The 20730-nt window shown below is 25.3% G+C and carries 17 protein-coding genes, 4 tRNA genes and 1 pseudogene; 11 read left to right on the top strand and 11 right to left on the bottom strand.

Translation table 11 applies throughout. The features are described from left to right. Positions 1-75 precede the first annotated feature (75 nt). From cyaY to QZ401_RS03160, 3 genes and pseudogenes are all read left to right on the top strand, one after another. Positions 76-441 carry an iron donor protein CyaY gene (gene cyaY, locus QZ401_RS00455; protein ID WP_295164018.1) on the top strand — a complete coding sequence of 122 codons (366 nt, stop codon included), beginning with the start codon at positions 76-78 and terminating at the stop codon, positions 439-441. Positions 442-523: 82 nt separating this feature from the next. Next, on the top strand, positions 524-1468 hold the full coding sequence (gene hemC, locus QZ401_RS00450) for a hydroxymethylbilane synthase (protein WP_295164016.1): 945 nt from the start codon (positions 524-526) through the stop codon (positions 1466-1468). Further along, positions 1465-2222: pseudogene (locus tag QZ401_RS03160) on the top strand (uroporphyrinogen-III synthase). Before hemC ends, QZ401_RS03160 begins: the two are co-directional and overlap by 4 nt. Before the next feature lie 5 nt (positions 2223-2227). On the opposite strand, the gene QZ401_RS00435 reads toward QZ401_RS03160, so the two are convergent. From QZ401_RS00435 to QZ401_RS00395, 9 genes are all read right to left on the bottom strand, one after another. Further along, positions 2228-2304 (bottom strand) — tRNA-Pro (locus tag QZ401_RS00435). A 28-nt stretch (positions 2305-2332) separates the two neighbouring features. Beyond that, positions 2333-2408, bottom strand: a tRNA-His gene (locus QZ401_RS00430). A 64-nt stretch (positions 2409-2472) separates the two neighbouring features. Next, positions 2473-2547, bottom strand: a tRNA-Arg gene (locus QZ401_RS00425). Positions 2548-2662: 115 nt separating this feature from the next. After that, positions 2663-3922 carry a transcription termination factor Rho gene (rho, locus tag QZ401_RS00420; protein WP_158337677.1) on the bottom strand — a complete coding sequence of 420 codons (1260 nt, stop codon included), beginning with the start codon at positions 3920-3922 and terminating at the stop codon, positions 2663-2665. 155 nt (positions 3923-4077) lie between these two features. After that, positions 4078-4404 (bottom strand): thioredoxin TrxA, encoded by a 327-nt coding sequence (gene trxA, locus QZ401_RS00415; RefSeq protein ID WP_295164011.1) that lies wholly within the window; start codon positions 4402-4404, stop codon positions 4078-4080. A gap of 109 nt (positions 4405-4513) precedes the next feature. Then, positions 4514-6544: a DNA helicase Rep gene (gene rep, locus QZ401_RS00410; RefSeq protein ID WP_295164008.1), complete on the bottom strand. Its 2031-nt coding sequence runs from the start codon at positions 6542-6544 to the stop codon at positions 4514-4516. Between the two features lie 78 nt (positions 6545-6622). Beyond that, positions 6623-8098 carry a ketol-acid reductoisomerase gene (gene ilvC / locus QZ401_RS00405; protein ID WP_295164007.1) on the bottom strand — a complete coding sequence of 492 codons (1476 nt, stop codon included), beginning with the start codon at positions 8096-8098 and terminating at the stop codon, positions 6623-6625. A 66-nt stretch (positions 8099-8164) separates the two neighbouring features. Beyond that, complete coding sequence (gene ilvD / locus QZ401_RS00400; protein WP_295164004.1) at positions 8165-10018, bottom strand: dihydroxy-acid dehydratase; 1854 nt, start codon at positions 10016-10018, stop codon at positions 8165-8167. A gap of 215 nt (positions 10019-10233) precedes the next feature. Then, positions 10234-10310 (bottom strand) — tRNA-Trp (locus QZ401_RS00395). A gap of 177 nt (positions 10311-10487) precedes the next feature. Here QZ401_RS00395 and QZ401_RS00390 point away from each other — a divergent pair. From QZ401_RS00390 to fdx, 5 genes are all read left to right on the top strand, one after another. Then, complete coding sequence (locus QZ401_RS00390) at positions 10488-11702, top strand: IscS subfamily cysteine desulfurase (RefSeq protein WP_295164003.1); 1215 nt, start codon at positions 10488-10490, stop codon at positions 11700-11702. A 38-nt stretch (positions 11703-11740) separates the two neighbouring features. Continuing rightward, positions 11741-12127, top strand: coding sequence for a Fe-S cluster assembly scaffold IscU (iscU, locus tag QZ401_RS00385; protein ID WP_295164001.1), 387 nt, complete (start codon positions 11741-11743; stop codon positions 12125-12127). Between the two features lie 97 nt (positions 12128-12224). Continuing rightward, positions 12225-12719, top strand: a complete 495-nt coding sequence (gene hscB / locus QZ401_RS00380; RefSeq protein ID WP_295164000.1) for a Fe-S protein assembly co-chaperone HscB — start codon at positions 12225-12227, stop codon at positions 12717-12719. Positions 12720-12758: 39 nt separating this feature from the next. Continuing rightward, on the top strand, positions 12759-14588 hold the full coding sequence (gene hscA, locus QZ401_RS00375) for a Fe-S protein assembly chaperone HscA (protein ID WP_295163999.1): 1830 nt from the start codon (positions 12759-12761) through the stop codon (positions 14586-14588). After that, entirely contained in the window at positions 14588-14923 is a 336-nt protein-coding gene (gene fdx, locus QZ401_RS00370) for an ISC system 2Fe-2S type ferredoxin (RefSeq protein ID WP_295163998.1), read from the top strand. Before hscA ends, fdx begins: the two co-directional genes overlap by 1 nt. Here the strand turns inward: fdx and der are convergent, their stop codons facing one another. Both der and QZ401_RS00360 read right to left on the bottom strand, forming a co-directional pair. Next, entirely contained in the window at positions 14924-16285 is a 1362-nt protein-coding gene (der, locus tag QZ401_RS00365) for a ribosome biogenesis GTPase Der (RefSeq protein WP_295163997.1), read from the bottom strand. A 31-nt stretch (positions 16286-16316) separates the two neighbouring features. After that, on the bottom strand, positions 16317-16910 hold the full coding sequence (locus QZ401_RS00360; RefSeq protein ID WP_295163995.1) for a tetratricopeptide repeat protein: 594 nt from the start codon (positions 16908-16910) through the stop codon (positions 16317-16319). 465 nt (positions 16911-17375) lie between these two features. Between QZ401_RS00360 and mnmG the strand changes: the two genes are divergently transcribed. From mnmG to atpE, 3 genes are all read left to right on the top strand, one after another. Continuing rightward, positions 17376-19274 carry a tRNA uridine-5-carboxymethylaminomethyl(34) synthesis enzyme MnmG gene (gene mnmG / locus QZ401_RS00355; protein ID WP_295163994.1) on the top strand — a complete coding sequence of 633 codons (1899 nt, stop codon included), beginning with the start codon at positions 17376-17378 and terminating at the stop codon, positions 19272-19274. A 300-nt stretch (positions 19275-19574) separates the two neighbouring features. Further along, the gene (atpB, locus tag QZ401_RS00350) at positions 19575-20393 is read left to right on the top strand and encodes a F0F1 ATP synthase subunit A (protein WP_295163993.1); all 819 of its coding nucleotides are present in this window, start codon (positions 19575-19577) and stop codon (positions 20391-20393) included. A gap of 42 nt (positions 20394-20435) precedes the next feature. Beyond that, on the top strand, positions 20436-20675 hold the full coding sequence (gene atpE, locus QZ401_RS00345; protein WP_158336799.1) for a F0F1 ATP synthase subunit C: 240 nt from the start codon (positions 20436-20438) through the stop codon (positions 20673-20675). Positions 20676-20730 lie beyond the last annotated feature (55 nt).

Raw genomic sequence — 20730 nt, 5'->3', positions numbered from 1 at the left:
ATAAAGAAAATATAATTTATTAAAAATTATCTTTTAACTTAATATAATAAAATTTATTATTCAAGGATATAAAAAATGAAAAAAAATATAATTTTTACTGAAATAAATAATAATTTTTATAAATTAGTAGATGATTTATTTTCAAAGATAGAAGATAATTTAAATTTTTATGATAATACAATCGATATTGACTATGAAATACAAGATTATGTTATGACTATTACTTTTTTAAATAAAAGTACAATCGTAATTAATAAACAAGAATCATTGCAACAAATATGGTTAGCTACAAAAATAAATGCGTATCATTTTAATTACAAAATGGATAAATGGATTTGTAACCGCAGTAATAAAAATTTTTGGGAAATATTTGAAGAGTCATGTTCTATGCAATCAAATAAAAATTTGGTTTTTTCTTATGTTAAAAGAATTCAAAAATAAAAAATTTAATTTTTATTTTTGATAGATCTTTTTAAGTATTCAAAATACTAAATAATATTTCTATACTAATATGAATTGTAATATGCGAAAAAAAATATTAAGAATTGCCACCAGAAAAAGCCCCTTAGCCTTAGAACAAACTAAATACGTACAAAAAAAATTATTATCCTTATATCCAGATTTAAATACAAAAATAATACCTATTGTTACTCATGGAGATAACATTTTAAATAAATCTCTATCTAAAATTGGAGGAAAAGGTTTATTTATAAAAGAATTAGAATTTGCTCTTCTTGAAAATAAAGCAGATATTGCTATACATTCAATGAAAGATCTTCCTGTTCATATTACGAAAGAATTATGTTTAATTAGTATATGTAAGAGAGGGAATGCATTAGATTCATTAATTTCCAATCATTATCAATCTATTAGTCATTTACCGAAAGGTGCAGTAGTTGGTACATCTAGTTTAAGAAGACAATGTCAATTAATTACTTATCGACCAGATTTAATTGTATCTCCATTAAGAGGTAATGTAGAAACAAGAATAGCTAAATTAGATGAAGGTAAATATGATGCAATTATTTTAGCCACTGAAGGTTTAAATAGGTTAAATTTAAAACATAGAATTACTCAAATTATACCTGCTGAATTATCGCTTCCTCCTTGCGGACAGGGTGCTATTGGAATACAATCTAGATTACATGATAAAAAAATATTATTTTTTTTATCACGTTTAAATCATTTTAATACTTTTATTGAAATAAATGCAGAAAGAGCATTTTGCAAGAAATTAGAAGCTGGATGTCAAATTCCAATTGGAATTTATGCGATTTTAAAAAAGAAAAAAATTTGGCTCAGGGGATTAGTAGGTTCACCAGATGGTGAAATAATATTAAAAGGTGAAAGATTTGGTTGGTATAACACTGCAGAAGAAATGGGTTATTCTTTAGCAAAAGAGTTAATTAATAATGGCGCAAAAAAAATTTTGGATAGTTTTTATATAAAAAAATCACATTACATATGAAAATATTAGTTACGAGACCTTCTCCAGAAGGAGAGGAATTAGTGCATAATTTAAATAATATAGGAATATTTTCTTTGCATTTTTCTTTATTTGATTTTTACCCAAGTAAGGGTAAAAATAGTATATCGAAAAAAATTTATGAATTATATATATCAGATATAATTTTGATTTTTTCTAAAAAATCTATTTATTATATAAATATGTATTTTAAAAAAAATAATTTAATATGGCCTATATATCCAAAATATTATGCTATTGGTAAAAGTACTGCTCTTATTTTGCAAAAATATGTTAAAAAAAAGATTCTAATTCCTAAAAATAAAGAAAATAGTGAAAATTTATTAAGTATTTTATGTCAAAATGATCTTTTAAAAAAAAAATTGTTTTATTGCAAGGAAAAAATGGAAGGAAATTAATAAAAAAATATTTAATAAAAAACGGTTTTAATATATCTGTTGTTGAATGTTATAAAAGAATTTTTAAAGCTATAGATATTCTTGAAGAAGTAAAAAAATGGCGTTATTGGAAAATAAATACACTCGTAGTAACAAGCAGTGAAATATTAAATCAATTGAATAAAAAAATTTCGGTTTTTGATAAAAATGAATGGTTATTTGAATGTAAAATATTCGTTATTGGAAATAGATTAGCAAAAATAGCAAAAAAAATTGGTTGGAATGACATAGTTGTTTCTGATAATGCAAATAACAACAGTTTACTTACATTAATTACTAAAATAAATAACAAGAACTAATTTTTTGGTCGGCGAAAGAGGATTTGAACCTCTGACCTACTGGTCCCAAACCAGTTGCGCTACCAAGCTGCGCTATTCGCCGTAAAATAATTTATTTGTTTACTTTTTTTTGGGGTGGCTAATGGGATTTGAACCCATGACCACTGGAATCACAATCCAGAACTCTACCAACTGAGCTATAGCCACCAAAATTTCATTATTTTTTAAATATTTTTTTAAATATCGTTATTTGTTGTTATTTTATAAAAAGTGCGCTCGACAGGATTTGAACCTGATACCTCTACCTTCGGAAGATAGCGCTCTATCCAAAATGAGCTACGAGCGCATTCAAAATAAAATTAAACTAGATTAGTTTAAGATTAATAATCTTTATTGTCCAGTTTTTTTTTTAAAATTTTAAAAAACAAAAACAATATAAAATAAAAAAATATTTTAAATGTTTATGAACGTTTCATCATATCAAAAAATTCATCGTTTGTTTTTGTCATAGATAATTTATTTAATAAAAATTCCATTGCATCTATTTCACTCATAGGATGAATAATTTTTCTTAAAATCCACATTTTTTGTAATTCATCTGGTAAAGTTAATAGTTCTTCTTTTCTAGTTCCAGATCGATTGTAATCAATAGCCGGAAAAACACGTTTTTCTGCTATTTTCCTTGATAATGGAAGTTCCATGTTTCCTGTTCCTTTAAACTCTTCGTAAATAACTTCATCCATTTTTGATCCTGTATCAACTAAAGCTGTTGCAATGATTGTTAAGCTTCCTCCTTCTTCTACATTGCGAGCAGCACCAAAAAATCTTTTAGGCCTATGTAAGGCATTGGCGTCTACTCCTCCTGTTAAAACTTTGCCTGATGCTGGAACAACTGTATTATAAGCACGAGCTAAACGAGTAATAGAATCAAGTAATATAATAACATCTTTTTTATGTTCTACTAATCTTTTTGCTTTTTCAATAACCATTTCAGCAACTTGAACATGTCTTGATGCAGGTTCATCAAAGGTAGATGCTACTACTTCTCCTTTTACTAATCTTTGCATTTCAGTAACTTCTTCTGGTCTTTCGTCAATTAGTAAAACCATTAATACACAATCTGGATGATTATAAGCTATACTTTGTGCAATATTTTGTAAAAGTATTGTTTTCCCTGCTTTTGGTGGTGCTACGATTAAACCTCTTTGACCTCGTCCAATAGGTGAAGCTAAATCGAGAACTCTTGCTGTTAAATCTTCAGTTGAACCGTTTCCTCTTTCCATTCTTAATCTAGAATTAGCATGTAAAGGTGTTAAATTTTCAAATAAAATTTTGCTTCTAGCATTCTCAGGTTTGTCATAATTTACTTCGTTAACTTTAAGTAGAGCGAAATATCTTTCACCTTCTTTTGGAGGTCTTATTTTTCCAGAAATAGTATCACCAGTACGTAAATTAAATCTACGAATTTGACTTGGTGAAACATATATATCGTCAGGACCAGCTAAATAAGAACTATCAGCGGAACGCAAAAAACCAAATCCATCTTGTAATATTTCTAAAACACCGTCTCCAAATATATCTTCTCCACTTTTTGCATGTTGTTTAAGGATGGCAAAAATAATATCTTGTTTACGCATACGCGCTAAATTTTCCAACCCCATTTTTTCACCAAGAGTAATTAATTCAGAAACTGGCATATTTTTAAGTGCGGTAAGATTCATAATGGTGGGTTCTTAGTAAAATCGGGGTAAATCTCGAAATGATAACTGTAATATAAATTATAAATTTTTTTGTTTTCATTAATAAATTTTTCATAAAATTAAATTCAATTTTTTAATTAAAAATTAATTAATTATATTTATAAATATATAAATATTTATTGAATATTTTCATCTAAAAACTCTTTGAGTTGTATTTTAGAAATTGCTCCAACTTTAGTGGCAAGAACTTCCCTTTCATGAAATAACAGTAACGCTGGAATTCCTCGAATAGAATAAATAGGAGCAGTATTTGGATTTTTTTCAATGTTTAATTTACCAAATTTGATTTTATGAAAGTATTCTTGTGCTACTTCTTCTAAAATAGGAGCTAATATTTTACATGGATTACACCATTCTGCCCAGAAATCAACTAATACAAAATTTTTTGATTGCAATACTTCTTTTTCAAAATTTTGGTCAGTCAGTTCGATTATTTTCTTCATTTTTTATTTTACTCTATATTTTATAATAAAAAAATTTAAATTTATTTAATTAACGCTATTATAATATCATTTTTAAGAATTGATTTAAACTAAAATTAAATAATTTTAATTATCTCAAATTAGATATTTTTTTATTTTTTAATATCTTTTTTAAATTTTTTATTTTTATATTTTTTTCTTCTTTACAAGATTTATGTAAATAAGTGTCTTTATCCCATTGTAAATCTTCTTGAGGAAGCTCAAATAAAAATCTACTAGGAGCTGTATGTAATTTTTGTCCATATTGAATTCTACTTTGACAATATGTAAAAAATAATTGTTTTTTTGCTCTTGTCATACCTACATAAGTTAATCTTCTTTCTTCTTCTATATTATCATTATTAATACTTTTTATATTAGGTAGTATACCTTCATTCATACCAATTATAAATACTGAAGAAAACTCTAGTCCTTTAGATGAATGTAATGTCATCAATTGTACTTGGTTTTTTTGCATTTGATTTATTTTTGTTTTTTTTTCTAAGACATCTCGTAATGTCATTTTTTTAATAATTTGTAATAAGTTCATTGGTTTTTCAAATTCATTTCCTTGTAACATATCTTTTAACCAATTAGATAGTGTATAAATGTTATTTATACTTTTTTTAATTTTCTTGGGTTCTTTTAAAATTTTAGTTAACCATAGTTCATATTTAATATCATTAATAATATTGTCTAATATTTTATGTGGTTTAAGATTTGATAATTCAATTGTTTTTTTTATCCAAGAAATAAAATTTTTTATTTTTTCTACAGTTTTTTCTTTTAAAATTTTTTTTATTTCTATATCATTACTTATTTGGAAAAGACTTTTATTTTTTTTAATAGCCAATTCTTCTAACTTATTTAACGTAATTAATCCTATTTTACGATGAGGAACATTTAGAATTCTCATAAATGCATAATTATCATCTGGATTAATAATTAAACGAAGATAACTTAATAAATCTTTTATTTCAGGACGAGAAAAAAATGATGAACTAGTAGAAATACTATAAGGAATATTTTTTTTTAATAAAGTTTTTTCAAGAATTTGAGATTGATAATTGCCGCGATATAATATAGCGTAATCTTTATATTGTATTATATCTTCAGAGCATTGATTAATTATTTTATCTACTATTTTTTCTGCTTCATTTTCTTCATTTTTTCCAATTATAACTTTTATTTTATTACCGTATTCTAGAGTAGAAAATAAATTCTTTTTAAAATGATGTAAGTTATTTGAGATTAATTTATTTGCAGCTTTAATTATTCTTCCATAAGAACGATAATTTTGTTCCATTTTTATGACTTTTAAGTTAGGAAAATCTTCTTTTAATAAAAAGATATTTTGAGGTTTTGCTCCTCTCCATGAATATATCGATTGATCATCATCTCCTACTAAAGTGAAATTTGAATTGATATTAGTAAGCATTTTTATTAGTTCATATTGACTGTTATTTGTATCTTGATATTCATCTACTAACAGATAAGAAATTTTTTTTTGCCAACGATTTTGTATAATTTGATTATCTTTTAATAAAATTGTTGGTATACAGATTAAATCATCAAAATCTAATATGTTATATTCACGTAAATAAAGACTATATTGCTTGTAAAAAGATGCAAAATCTTTTTCTAAATTTGATTTTGCTGATAATTGAACCTGTAAAGGGGTAAGAAATTTATTCTTCCAAAAAGAAATCATAAAAATTAATTTTTTTAACAATTTTGTATCATTTTTTATATCTTTATTACATATTTTTTTTAATAACATCATTTGATCTTTTTCATCAAATAGCGAAAAATTAGCATTAAATTCTAATGTATTAATTTCTTTTTTAATAATTTCTAATCCAAGTGAATGAAAAGTTGAAATAATTATTTTTCTTATCTGTAAAAGACTTAAATGTTTTGAAAGACGAACTTTTATTTCATGCGCAGCTTTGTTTGTAAAAGTAACAGCGATAATATTTCCTGGTTTATATTGACAATAATTTATTAAATAAATAATTTTATTAATAATAACTTTTGTTTTCCCTGAACCAGCCCCTGCTAATATCAAGCAGGGACCATGAATAAGTTCTATAGCATTTTTTTGATTAAAATTAAGAGGCATAAAATAATAATTTCAGATTGATTAAATAATTAATTTTTAAATTTTTTAAAAAATGAAGACTATATCTAGCAAGTTTTTTTATTTTGCGACACAAATTGATTTCATTTCTTTCATGTATTTTCTTAATTTTTTTCCGATAATTTCAATTGGATGGTTACGAATTTCTTCATTAATTTTATATAATTCAACATTATCTATTTTTATATTAGGTAATGAATATCCTAAGTTACTTTCTTTAAGATTCATAATAAAATCTTTTAAAATAGGATATGCTGATTCTGAAAAAAGGTAACTTCCATATTCCGCTGTATCTGAAATTACTATATTCATTTCATATAATTTTTTTCTTGCAATTGTATTCGCAATTAATGGTAATTCGTGTAAAGATTCATAATAAGCTGATTCACTTATGATACCCGTATTGATCATTGTTTCAAAAGCTAATTCAATACCTGATTTCAGTATAGCAACCATTAATGTTCCATGATCATAATAATCTTGTTCTGATATTTTTTTCGAACAAGGAATAGTATTTTTTTCAAAAGATGTTTTTTTTGTATTTTCGCGCCAATTTAACAGTTTTTTGTCACTGTTATTCCAATCTATCATCATTTCTTTAGAAAAATCACCTGAAATAATATTGTCCATATGTTTTTTAAATAAAGGTGATAATATTTTTTTTATTTCATTAGATAGTTGAAATGCTTTTATTTTTGATGGATTAGAAAGTCTATCCATCATTAGTGTAATACCACCATGTTTTAGAGATTCTGTGATCGTTTCCCAACCATATTGTATTAATTTTGCTGCGTAAGAAGGATCGTTTTTATCTTTGATTAACTTTTCATAACATATTAATGAAGCTGTTTGTAACATGCCACATAAAATTGTTTGTTCTCCCATCAAATCTGATTTTACTTCAGCTATAAATGAAGATTCTAATACTCCAGCACGGTGCCCACCTGTTGAAAAAGCCCATGCTTTTGCAATTTCTAATCCTATTTTTTTAGGATCATTTTCATTGTGTACAGCAATTAATGTAGGTACTCCAAATCCTCTTTTATACTCTTCTCTTACTTCTGTTCCAGGACATTTTGGTGCTACCATAACTACTGTTATATCTTTTCTTATAATTTCACCGCATTCTACAATATTAAAACCATGTGAATAACCTAAACATGAACCTTTTTTCATTAGTTTTTGTAATTCTTTTACAACACTTCCATGTTGTTTATCAGGTGTTAAATTGATAACTAAATCAGCATTTGGTATTAATGATTCATAGTCATTAACTTCGAAATTGTTTTTAGTAGCATTTAACCAAGAGTTGTTTTTTCTTAAAATACTACTTTTTTTAAGTGCAAAGGTAATATTTAATCCAGAATCTCTCATATTTAAACCCTGGTTCAAACCTTGTGATCCACAACCTACAATAACTATTTTTTTATTTTTTAAAATTGTATTTTCATTTTTAAATTCGCTTCTTTTCATAAAACGACATTTCTTAATTTCGTTAATTTTTTTACGAAAACATAATTTATTAAAATAATTCATTTAAGTAATTCCTACTTTTTTAAAATTTATATAATATTTATTATCATCAATAATAAATTCTTATTTTTAAAAATTGAATAGTTTCTTTTTATTTCTTATTGCGCCTTTATCGGCACTAGAAGCAAAATGTGCATAGGCACGAAGTGCAAGAGAAATATTTCTTTTTCGATTTAGAGGTTTGTATGCTTTAGAACCTTTTGAATTTTCTTTAATAATGCGAAGATTTAGTTCTTTTTCTGTAATATTTAAATGAATTGTTTTTTTCTCAATATTAATTTGAATATTATCGCCATTTTCTACTAAGGCTATAGTACCTTTATTTGCCGCTTCAGGTGAGATATGACCTATAGATAAACCAGATGTTCCACCAGAAAAACGCCCATCAGTGATCAATGCACATTCTTTATCTAAATTCATGGATTTTAAATATGTTGTTGGATACAGCATTTCTTGCATTCCTGGCCCACCTTTAGGACCTTCATAACGAATAACTACAACATCACCAGCAATAATTTGACCTGATAAAATAGCAGTAACAGCTTCTTCTTGACTTTCATATACTTTAGCAAATCCAGAAAAAATATAATTTTCTTTATTTATACTGGCTGTTTTTATTATACATCCATTTTTTGCTAAATTTCCATATAAAACAGATAATCCACCATTTTTACTGTAAGCATTTTCATATGAACGAATACAGCCATTCACACGATTATTGTCTAGTTCTTTCCATCTGTAGTTTTGAGAAAATGGTTTAACTGTACGAATACCACCTGGACCTGCATGAAAAATTTTAATTACGTTTTTGTTTTTTGTAGATAAAATATCATATTTTTTTAATGTTTTTTCTAAATTTAATCCTAATATGTTTTTTGTTTTTTTATTTATTAAATTAGAACGATTTAATTCTCCTAAAATTCTCATTATACCACCTGCTCGATGTACATCTTCTACATGATATAATGTAGTACTCGGAGCAACTTTACAAATATGAGGAATTTTTTTTGAAAGATTATTAATATCTGACATTTTAAAATCAACATTTCCTTCATATGCTGCAGCTAATAAGTGTAGAATGGTATTAGTAGATCCTCCCATTGCAATATCTACAGCCATAGCATTTTCAAAAGATTCTTTATTTGCTATATTTCTTGGTAAAACGTTTTTATTACTATTAAGGTAATAATCTTGCGTAATTTTAACAATAGTTTGTGCTGATTTTTTAAATAATTTTTTACGATCAATATGAGTTGCTAATAGCGTTCCATTTCCAGGTAAAGCTAAACCTATAGCTTCCATTAAACAATTCATTGAGTTTGCTGTAAACATACCTGAACAAGAACCACAAGTAGGACAAGCTGAAAGTTCAATTTTTCTTACAAAATCATCGGATTTATTGGGATCTCCCCCGTGTATTATAGCGTCAACTAAATCAATTTTTTTTATCTCATCCTCTGTTCTTATTTTACCTGCTTCCATCGGTCCTCCTGAAACAAAGACTGATGGTATATTTAAACGTAACGAAGCCATAAACATGGCTGGAGTTATTTTATCGCAATTTGAAACACATATCATTGCATCAACACAGTGAGCATTAATTACGTATTCTATAGAATCTGCAATTAATTCACGAGATGGTAGGGAATATAACATTCCTGAATGTCCCATTGCTATTCCATCATCTATTGCAATCGTATTAAATTCTTTTGGAACTCCACCACATTTTTTAATTTCTTTCGAAATTATTTTCCCAACCTCTTGTAAATGAATATGTCCTGGTACAAATTGAGAAAATGAATTTACTATTGCAATAATAGGTTTTTTGAAGTCTTCATCTTTCATACCTGTAGCACGCCATAAGGATCTTGCTCCAGACATATTTCTGCCATGTGTAGTTGTAAATGAACGATATTTAGGCATTTTAGAAATTACTCCAAGAAATATTTTTTATAATTTTTAAAATTTTTTAAAAATAAAGTATATGTTTTTTAACTTTAAAAGACTTTTTATTTTATTTTTTAATAGCAGGAATTATATATTGTAAAATATGATAATTGGTTGATATTATTTTTTTTGATTTAGTCATAGATTGATTTAATCATAGAATAGATTCAGAAAAAACAATGAGTGAAATTTGGCAGGGGTGGAAGGACTTGAACCTACAACTTTCGGTTTTGGAGACCGATGCTCTACCAAATTGAACTACACCCCTAGTGAAATTTAAATTTTAAAAATAATTATATGCCTAATTAAGATAAAAGTCTAGTTTGTACACTATATATTTTTAGTTTTAATTTGTATTTACTTTTAGATCGAAATATTTGTTAAAATGATAGCATATTAATTCTATTTTAGTTTTTTATAGTCACAATATAAGGTAAATAACCTAGTGAAAACTCCAATTTATTTAGATTATGCAGCTACTACACCAGTAGAATTTAAAGTTGCAAAAAAAATGATGAATTATTTGACAATAGATGGAATATTTGGCAATCCTGCTTCTCGTTCTCATAAATTTGGATGGAAAGCTGAAGAAGTAATTGATATCGCTCGTAACGAGATAGCAGAGTTAATTAATGCAGATTCTCGAGAAATTGTATTTACTTCTGGTGCTACTGAAGCAAATAATTTAGCTATAAAGGGTATTGCTTTATTTCATAGAAAAAAAGGCAATCATATTATTACGAGCAAAACAGAGCATAAATCTGTATTAGATGCGTGTAGATATTTAGAAAGTGTGGGTTTTTCTGTAACTTATCTTACACCTAAAAATAATGGTATTATTGATTTAAATGATTTAAAAAAAAGTATAAATAAAAATACTATATTAGTTTCAATAATGCATGTAAATAATGAAACTGGAATTATACAAGATATTAGTAATATATCTAAAATGTGTAGATCTCATGATGTTTTTTTTCATGTCGATGCCACTCAAAGTGTAGGTAAAATAGATATTAATTTAAAAAATTTATTTGTAGATCTGATGTCTTTTTCAGCTCATAAGATATATGGACCTAAGGGTATTGGAGGTTTATATGTACGTCGAAAACCACGTGTGCGTTTATTAGCGTTATTACACGGAGGAGGACATGAAAGAGGTATGCGTGCAGGAACTTTGCCTGTTCATCAAATTGTTGGAATGGGTGAATCTTTTAAGTTAGCTAGGAAAAAAATAAATGATGATTTTATTCATTTAACTAATTTAAGAAATGATCTTTGGAATGGTATCAAAAACATTGAAGAAGTTTATTTGAACAGTGATTTAAAACAAGGTGCACCTCACATTTTAAACGTTAGTTTTAACTATATTGAAGGTGAATCACTTATTATGGCGCTTAAAGATTTAGCAATTTCTTCTGGTTCTGCATGTACTTCTTCAAGTTTAGAGCCTTCTTATGTTTTAAGAGCTTTAGGAATTAAAGATGAATTGGCGCATAGTTCTATTCGTTTTTCAATTGGAAGATTTACAACAAAAGAAGAAATTCAATATACAATAAAATCAGTACATAAATCTATTCATAGATTGAGAGCGTTATCACCTTTGTGGGAAATGTTTAAATCAGGAGTTGATTTAAATAGTATAGAATGGGATCATAGTTAAAGTAATAGAATTAAATATATATAAGAAGGTAGTTAAAAATGGCTTATAGCAAAAAAGTTATGGATCATTATGAAAATCCACGTAATGTTGGATCATTTTCTACTTCTGATTCTAGTGTAGGAAGTGGATTAGTAGGTGCTCCTGCTTGTGGTGATGTAATGAAATTACAGATTAAAGTTAATGAAAAAGGTATTATTGAAGATGCTTGTTTTAAAACATATGGTTGTGGTTCTGCAATAGCTTCTAGTTCTCTAGTAACAGAATGGATTAAGGGTAAATCTATAAAAGAGGCAGAAGCAATTAAAAATACGAGTATAGTTGAAGAATTAGAACTACCACCAGTAAAAATACATTGTTCTATTTTAGCAGAAGATGCTATTAAAGCTGCTATTGCAGATTACAAAAGTAAAAAAAATGAAAACTAAAATTTAATTTTTTTTAACTAGAAATGTTGAAAGAATATTTTTCTTTCAACATTTGATTATAAATCATAATATCTTTATAGTTTTATTTGGGTAATTTATGGATTATTTTACATTATTTGATTTACCAAAAAAATATAGAATTAATAAATCTTTACTTTCTAAAAATTTTTATAAATTACAATTAAAATTTCATCCGGATTTATTTATAAATCATTCTGAATTTGAAAAAAAAACAGTTTTACAAAAATCAATTGAAATTAATAAAGGATATAAGATTTTACAAGATTCATTAACTAGAGGTATGTATTTACTTTCTTTAAATGGTTTGAAAGTCAGTAAGGAAAAATTCTTATCGGAAGATAAAAATTTTTTAAAAAAATATTTTTTTTTATATGAAGAGTTAGATTTTTTAACAGAAAATAATTGTGATGAAGTTCAAATTAATATTTTTTTTAAAAAAATAGAAAAGAAAATAGCAAATTATGAACAAATAATTGAAATAAAATTCAATGAAAAAAAATGGGATGATGTTATTAAGTTAATAACTGAACTTCTATTTTTTAAAAAAATACAAATGCGTTTAAAAAAATAATAACAACTTATCTAAGTTAGATAAATTAGGATTTTCTACATGGTTTTTTTGAAAAATAAAATTGAAAAAAAATTAATTTTAGGCATTGATTTTGGAACCACTTATTCTCTTTTAGCTAGTATACAAAATGAACGTACTGTTTTATTAACAGATGCTAAAAAACGTTATTTATTACCATCAATTGTAAATTACAATAAAAGCAAACTTCTTATTGGTTGGGAAGCAGAGAAAAAAATAGTTGAAGATTCAATTAACACAATTACTTCAGTTAAACGTTTAATTGGTCGTTCTATTAATTTTATTAAAAAAGAATTTCCTATTTTACCATATATTATTGAAGAAAATAAAGATGGAGGTATTTTATTTCATACAGATTTTGGACTTGTTACTCCAGTTGATGTCGCTAGTGAAATATTAAAATTTTTAAAAGAAAAAGCTTATAAATTTTTTAATCAAAAATTAGACGCAACTGTAATTACTGTTCCTGCATATTTTAATAATATTCAAAGAGAATCTATAAAAAAAGCTGCTATATCAGCAAAAATTAATTTAATTAGGTTGTTAAATGAACCAACATCTGCTGCTGTTGCTTATGGTTTACAATTCAATAAAGAAGGTGTTGTTGTTGTTTATGATTTAGGAGGTGGTACTTTTGATATTTCTGTATTAAAGTTAAATAAAGGAATATTTGAAGTTTTAGCAACGGCTGGTGATTCCAATTTAGGTGGTGATGATTTTGATATTCTTTTGGCTAATTATATTTATAAAAAATCGAATTTATCACATAAATGCAATAATTTTTTTCAATCTTTATTACTTAAAAAAGCAAAAGAAATAAAGATAAAACTTACTCAATATAAAAAAGTAAAAATCAATTTTTTTAATTGGAACGGTGTTATTTATCGTGATGAATTTAATTTAATTATTAAAGATTTAATTAAAAAAACTTTATTAATTTGTTCTAATCTTCTTAAAGAAATTGATCTGAAAGTAGAAAATATTAAAGATATTATCATGGTTGGTGGATCAACGAGAGTTCCATTAGTATATGAAGAAGTAAAAAAATTTTTTCGAAGATCACCTTTAATTTCCATAAATCCTGATCAGGTTGTTGCAATAGGTGCTGCAGTGCAATCAGGTATGCTTGTTCAAAATTCTTTTCAAAAAAGAACAATTTTACTAGACGTAATACCTCTTTCTTTGGGTATTGAAGTAATGGGAGGATTTGTGGAAAAAATTATTCTTCGTAATACTCCTATACCTATTTCTAAGACAAAAGAATTTACAACTGCTAAAGACAATCAAAGTGTGATTCTTATCCACGTGTTACAAGGAGAAAGAGAATTAGTAAAAGATTGTATCTCTCTTTCACGGTTTGTATTAAAAGATATTCCTTCTAAAAAAGCAGGTATGGTTCGTATTTCAGTTACTTTTGAAATAGATACTGATGGTTTAATCAGTGTAAAAGCTTTAGAAAAATCTAGTCATAAACAAAAGAAAATTAAAATTGAAAATACTAATTTTTTAAAAAATAAAAAAATTGATAACTTAATTGAAGAATCGATTATATATGCTAAAGAAGATTATTATCTTAGAGTTAAGAAAGAAAAAAAAATTGAATCTAAATATATTTTAGATGTTTTAAATAATGCTTTACAAGAGGATAAAAATTTAATTACCTCAGAGGAATTAAAAAAAATAAGATTAAAACAAATTAAATTGCAGAAATCTATAGATGAAGATGATTTCTTTTCTATGAAATTAAATTTAAAAAAATTAGAAGAAGCTAGTAAAAATTTTTTTTCACTACGGTTGAAAAAAAATATTAATTTTTCTCCAATTAAACATTTATTAGATGAGACTACATAATGCCTAAAATATTTTTTTTACCTCATAAATTTTTATTACCTAAGGGTGGGTGTTTTCAATGTGAAGAAGGGGAAACTATTTTAAATGTTGCACTAAAAAACAATATTAGATTAGAACATGCTTGTGAAAAATCATGTGCTTGTAGTACATGTCATTGTATTATAAAAAAGGGTTTTCTTTCTCTTTCAGGCTGGTCTGAAAAAGAAGAAGATGTATTAGATAAAGCTTGGGGTTTAGAGCCTACAAGTCGATTGAGTTGTCAAGCTGTTATTGGCAACATTGACATAGAAGTACAAATTCCTTTATATAATACCAATCATGCAATAGAAAATTAATTATTTTTTTGTAATATATGGATTAAGAGTTTCTTTAAATTTTATTTTTATTGGTGTTCCATTCATTTTTAGTGTTTCGTAAAAAAAATTTTTTAAATATCTTTTGTAAGATAAAGACAAATGTTTTATTTGATTACCATGTATAATAATCTTAACTGGATTAGAGCTTCCTAAATGAGCATATTTTAATTTTATTCGTCGTCCATTGATAATTGGAGGTTGGTGTTTCTTTATAGCTCTTTTCATGATTTTAATAAGGTCTGAAGTTTGTATTTTTCTTTTAGAAGAATTATATGAGGTGTCAATAGATTTAAAAAGTTCAGATGTTCCTTCATTACGAAGTGCAGATATAAAATGTATTTTTGAGAAAAAACAACATTTTAATTGATATTTAATTAAATTTTGTAGATTTTTTTTTTCTGAAAGACTTAGTAAATCACATTTGTTAATTACAATAATTAATGGTTTTCCACATTCTTCAATAAAATTAGCTAATAATAAATCTTGATTAGATATTTGGTTTTTTGCGTCTATTATTAGTAAATTTAAATTTGAATTTTCGATGGTTTGTAAAGTTTTAATTGTAGAAAATTTTTCTATTTTATTTTTTTTAGATTTTTTTTTGGATTTTCCTGCAGTATCTATAAAAATATAATTTTTATAATTGTACTTAATAGGTACTGATATGCTATCTAATGTTGTGCCAGGTGTTTTAGAAGTAATCATTCTTTTTTTCATTATTAGTGAATTAATTAATGTTGATTTTCCGACGTTTGGTTTTCCTATACATGCAACTTTCACTGAAATATTTTCTCTATTAGAATGTTCTTGACTTATTTTTTCTAGATTTCTTTCTTTAAATTTTAAATTAATCCAAGGAGTTAAATATTTTGAAATAAGATTGTTAATTCCTTGGTTATGACTTGCAGAAATTTTTATGTTTTCTTTAAAACCTAAAGAATAAAATTCGTTAATTTTAGAATTTTCTTTAATTCCATCTATTTTATTAATTACTAAGATTGTTTTTTTTTGATATTTTCTTATCTTTTCAGTAATTTCATATTCCTGTGGCATGATTCCATCACGAGCATCTACTAAAAATAAAATTCCATCACATTCTTTTATAGCGTGTAAAGTTTGTTCATGGCTTTTTTTTTCTATCTTTTTCGATTTAAAATTAAGTCCTGCTGTATCTACTATAATTATTTTTTTATTTTCTTTTAAACTACAATATCCGTAATTTCTGTCTCTAGTAAGTCCTGGATGATTAGCAACTAATGCGTTTCTAGTTTTGCTTAATACATTAAATAAAGTAGATTTTCCTACATTGGTACGTCCAATTAATACAATAATAGGTAACATTTTAAATATCCAGTTTTTTTGAATTTTGCATTTATTTTTTTATTTGATTAATTTTCATATTAATAATTTCTTTAGATGCATTAGATTGTTCGAAATATTTACTTTTTTCCCATGCTAATATTGCTTTTTTAATATCTTTGTTTTTCATAAAAATATCACCTTTCATGTTTTCTTTTATACTTGTCCAAGTACTATCTTTGATATCTTCTAAAATTTTCATTGCATCTTGATTTTTGTTTTGTTGAATTTTTATTTTTGCAATTCTTAATTTTAGAATATTTTTTAAATTTTCTTCTTTTGTATATTTTAGGCTATTGTTTAATTGGATAAAAGCTTTATCTAAATTATTATCTAAAATATATTTTTTTGCTAAAAAAAGAGAAGACAAAGTTCCATAAATATTTTTGTTTTCTACAATAAATTTTTCAACACTGCTTAAATCTTGTTTTTTATTTGCATTTATCTTTTTTATGATTTCTTCATATTTTAGTTCTTTTAATTTTGATTTTTTTTCTTGTCCTTTTGAAAACCAAAATATAAATAGAATAGAAAAAACCAGAATGAATACTATTAAATATGTTTTTTTATTTAATATAGATTTTTTTTTTGTTGAATTTAAATGCATTTCTGCTATTCCTCATTGTTAATTTTTTTCGATATATTTTTTAAAATATTCTTTAATTATATGGGCTATTTTTTTAATTTATAAAAAAAATTATGATGAATGCAATATTGATTTTTTTTAGATTCTTTTTTTATTTAATTTTGATTAAAATAATAACACATAAAAAAAGTTATTCGTATGAAAATCATTAATTGTGCACAGTTAGTTAGTTCAAGAATTTCTTTTATTATCAATGTTACACGTTACTTATCCACAGATTTTGTGTTTACTAATAATAAGTATTATTATTTTTTTTTTTTTATTTTTAAAAACAGAAAAATAATCTTTAATTATTTTTGTTTTTATTATTTTTGTTTTTATTATTTTTGTTTTTAATTATTTTATTTTGAATATTTATTATGTGTTATCTTGATTAAAATATTAATACTGTATAAAATAATTTGAATATTTTAAAGGGTCTTTTGTATGTCGAAGTCGTATTTAAAAAATTTTGATGTTATTGTGATTGGTGGAGGGCATGCTGGTACTGAAGCTGCAGCAGCCTCTGCAAGAGTAGGTTGTAAGACATTATTATTAACTCAAAAAATTGCTGATATAGGTGTATTATCTTGCAATCCAGCAATTGGAGGGATAGGAAAAAGTCATTTGGTAAAAGAAATAGATGCCTTAGGTGGTTTAATGGCCAGAGCGATTGATTATTCGGGAATTCAGTTTAGAATTTTGAATTCGAAAAAAGGTCCTGCTGTACGATCCACTAGAGCTCAAGCTGATAGAATACTTTATTGTCAAAATATAAAAAATTTATTGAACAAGGAAGTTAATTTATTAATTCTAGAAGAAGAAGTAAAAGATTTAATTGTTAAAAATTATCAGGTTGTAGGTGTTTTAACACAAAGTAATGTAAGTTATCATTCTAAATCAGTTGTATTATCTACAGGTACTTTTTTAGGTGGGAAAATACATATAGGTTTGAAAAGTTATTCTTCTGGAAGAAAGGGAGAAAAAGCATCTATAGATTTAGCTATGCGTTTAAGAGAATTACCTCTTCGTGTGAATAGATTAAAAACTGGAACACCACCTCGGATTGATATTAGTACGATTAATTTTAAAAATTTATTTGTCCAGCATGGTGATGTTCCTACTCCTGTTTTTTCCTTTATGGGAAAGATTTCTAATCATCCTCTTCAAATACCATGTTTTCTTACACATACTAATGAAAAAACGCATGAAATAATACGCAATAATTTAGATAAGAGTCCTTTATATACAGGTATAATTAAAGGTTTAGGACCTCGATATTGTCCTTCTATTGAAGATAAAATTATTCGTTTTCCTGATAGGAAATCACATCAAATTTTTTTAGAACCGGAAGGATTAACCAGTATTGAAATATATCCGAATGGTATTTCAACTAGTTTACCGTTAGATGTTCAAAAGGAAATAGTAAGATCTATAAAAGGATTAGAAAAATCTAGAATCATTACTCCTGGTTATGCTGTAGAATATGATTTTTTTGATCCTAAGGATTTAAATCTTACTTTAGAAAGTAAATGGATTAAAAGTCTTTTTTTAGCTGGTCAAATTAACGGTACCACTGGTTATGAAGAAGCTGCTTCTCAAGGACTCTTAGCAGGTTTGAATGCAGCGTTAAGTGCAAAAGATTGTGAACAATGGTTTCCTAGACGTGATCAAGCTTATTTAGGTGTTCTTATTGATGATTTAACTACTCAAGGTGCAAATGAACCTTATCGAATGTTTACTTCAAGAGCTGAATATCGATTAACTTTAAGAGAAGATAATGCTGATTTACGTTTAACTGAAATTGCTTATAAATTGGGATTAGTAGATAATCCACGATGGATTCGTTATAATGAAAAAATATTAAATATTAGTAATGAAATAAATCGTTTAAAAAAAATAAATATACATCCTAAATCTTCTGATTCTAATATTTTAAGTCAGTTTTTTAATATTGTTTTGACTAAAGAAACAAATATTTTAAATTTATTAAAACGTCCTGAAATTACATATAAAAATTTAAAGTTTTTAAAAATATTTGAAACAGGTATTTCTGATTTAGAAGCAGCAGATCAAATAGAAAATGAAATCAAATATGAGGGTTATATTAAAAGACAATTAGAAGAAATTAATAGACATTTAAAAAATGAGAACACTCCTTTGTTACCTACTTATGATTATAATAAAATTAAAGGTTTGTCTCATGAAGCAGCGGCTAAGTTAAATGATTACAAACCAGTTTCTGTTGGTCAAGCATCGCGTATTTCTGGTATAACACCAGCTACTATATCTATTTTGTTAATACATTTGAAAAAAGAATATTATAAAAATCATGCTGTATCATAATGAATTTTTTTCACTTTTTTATTTCAAAATATGTAATAATTTTTTTTAAAACTGTTTTTTTATTAAAAATTAAAATTAATTTTTAAGTGATTAATTTTTGAATAAAAATAACAATTTTTTATATAAAAAAGAGTAAATAATTTTTTTCAACAAGTTTAAAAAATAGTTAATTATTAAAAATAAAGTTTAAAAAATAGTTAATTATTAAAAATATTTTTTTTGATTTTATTTAATATTTTTAAAATTAGTTACTTTATTCTGTTTTTTATTTAAATTATATAAAATAAATGAGAAAAATGTATGTTTTTAGAGAAAATATCTAATCCTCAAAGATATATCAGTCATCATTTAAATCATTTGCAAATAGATTTATGTAATTTTAAAATTGTTGAACCAGGAAATATTACTTCTCATTTTTGGGTTTTAAATATTGATTCAATAATATTTTCTCTTGTATTAGGATGTTTTTTTTTAAGTATCTTTTATACAGTGGCGAAAAAAATTACGACTGGTATTCCAAATAAATTGCAAGCTTGTATTGAATTAATTTTTGATTTTATTAGTTCTAATGTAAAGAGTATGTATCAAGGTCGAAATCCTCTTATTGCACCTTTATCTTTGACAATTTTTATTTGGGTTTTTTTAATGAATCTTATGGATTTGATTCCAATTGATTTTCTTCCATTTATTGCTGAAAAATTTTTTCATTTTCCAGCAATGCGTGTTGTACCATCTGCTGATATTAATATTACATTATCGATGTCGTTAGGTGTTTTTGTTTTGATTCTGTTTTATAGTATAAAGGTGAAAGGATTAATCGGTTTTTGTAAAGAACTTACTTTACAACCTTTTAATCATCCTGTATTTTTTATTTTTAATTTTTTATTAGAATTGGTTTCTTTATTATCTAAACCAATTTCTTTGGGATTAAGGCTTTTTGGAAATATGTATTCTGGTGAAATGATTTTTATTTTAATTGCCGGTTTACTCCCATGGTGGTCGCAATTTTTTTTAAATGTTCCATGGGCTATTTTTCATATTTTAATAATTTCTCTACAGGCTTTTATTTTTATGGTATTGACGATTGTTTATTTGTCAATGGCTTCTCAATCTCATTAAGATGAAAATTGACCATAATTGTATTGAAAACTGGAGTTTGTAATGGAAAATTTAAATGTTGACATGTTGTATATAGCAGTATCTATTATGATTGGATTAGCAGCAATTGGGGCGGCAATTGGTATTGGTATTTTAGGTAGTAAATTTTTAGAAGGGGCAGCAAGGCAACCTGATTTAGTTCCTTTATTAAGAACACAGTTTTTTGTTGTAATGGGATTAGTAGATGCAATTCCAATGATTGCTGTTGGTTTAGGTTTGTATATGCTTTTTGCTGTTTCTTAAGTTTTTATTTTTTTATAAAAAAAATTATTGTTTTAAATTATCAGTAAAATCTTTA

The sequence above is a fragment of the uncultured Buchnera sp. genome (assembly GCF_913776765.1).
In the GTDB taxonomy this organism is placed as follows: domain Bacteria; phylum Pseudomonadota; class Gammaproteobacteria; order Enterobacterales; family Enterobacteriaceae; genus Buchnera; species Buchnera aphidicola_AO.
Note: the sequence above shows the minus strand (reverse complement) of the source record. Positions and strands in the feature narration are given on the sequence as shown.

Coding starts and splice junctions, on each gene's coding strand:
- cyaY (WP_295164018.1), top strand. CDS start 76: ATGAAAAAAAATATAATTTTTACTGAAATAAATAATAATTTTTATAAA.
- hemC (WP_295164016.1), top strand. CDS start 524: ATGCGAAAAAAAATATTAAGAATTGCCACCAGAAAAAGCCCCTTAGCC.
- rho (WP_158337677.1), bottom strand. CDS start 3,922: ATGAATCTTACCGCACTTAAAAATATGCCAGTTTCTGAATTAATTACT.
- trxA (WP_295164011.1), bottom strand. CDS start 4,404: ATGAAGAAAATAATCGAACTGACTGACCAAAATTTTGAAAAAGAAGTA.
- rep (WP_295164008.1), bottom strand. CDS start 6,544: ATGCCTCTTAATTTTAATCAAAAAAATGCTATAGAACTTATTCATGGT.
- ilvC (WP_295164007.1), bottom strand. CDS start 8,098: ATGAATTATTTTAATAAATTATGTTTTCGTAAAAAAATTAACGAAATT.
- ilvD (WP_295164004.1), bottom strand. CDS start 10,018: ATGCCTAAATATCGTTCATTTACAACTACACATGGCAGAAATATGTCT.
- iscU (WP_295164001.1), top strand. CDS start 11,741: ATGGCTTATAGCAAAAAAGTTATGGATCATTATGAAAATCCACGTAAT.
- hscB (WP_295164000.1), top strand. CDS start 12,225: ATGGATTATTTTACATTATTTGATTTACCAAAAAAATATAGAATTAAT.
- hscA (WP_295163999.1), top strand. CDS start 12,759: ATGGTTTTTTTGAAAAATAAAATTGAAAAAAAATTAATTTTAGGCATT.
- fdx (WP_295163998.1), top strand. CDS start 14,588: ATGCCTAAAATATTTTTTTTACCTCATAAATTTTTATTACCTAAGGGT.
- der (WP_295163997.1), bottom strand. CDS start 16,285: ATGTTACCTATTATTGTATTAATTGGACGTACCAATGTAGGAAAATCT.
- QZ401_RS00360 (WP_295163995.1), bottom strand. CDS start 16,910: ATGCATTTAAATTCAACAAAAAAAAAATCTATATTAAATAAAAAAACA.
- mnmG (WP_295163994.1), top strand. CDS start 17,376: ATGTCGAAGTCGTATTTAAAAAATTTTGATGTTATTGTGATTGGTGGA.
- atpB (WP_295163993.1), top strand. CDS start 19,575: ATGTTTTTAGAGAAAATATCTAATCCTCAAAGATATATCAGTCATCAT.
- atpE (WP_158336799.1), top strand. CDS start 20,436: ATGGAAAATTTAAATGTTGACATGTTGTATATAGCAGTATCTATTATG.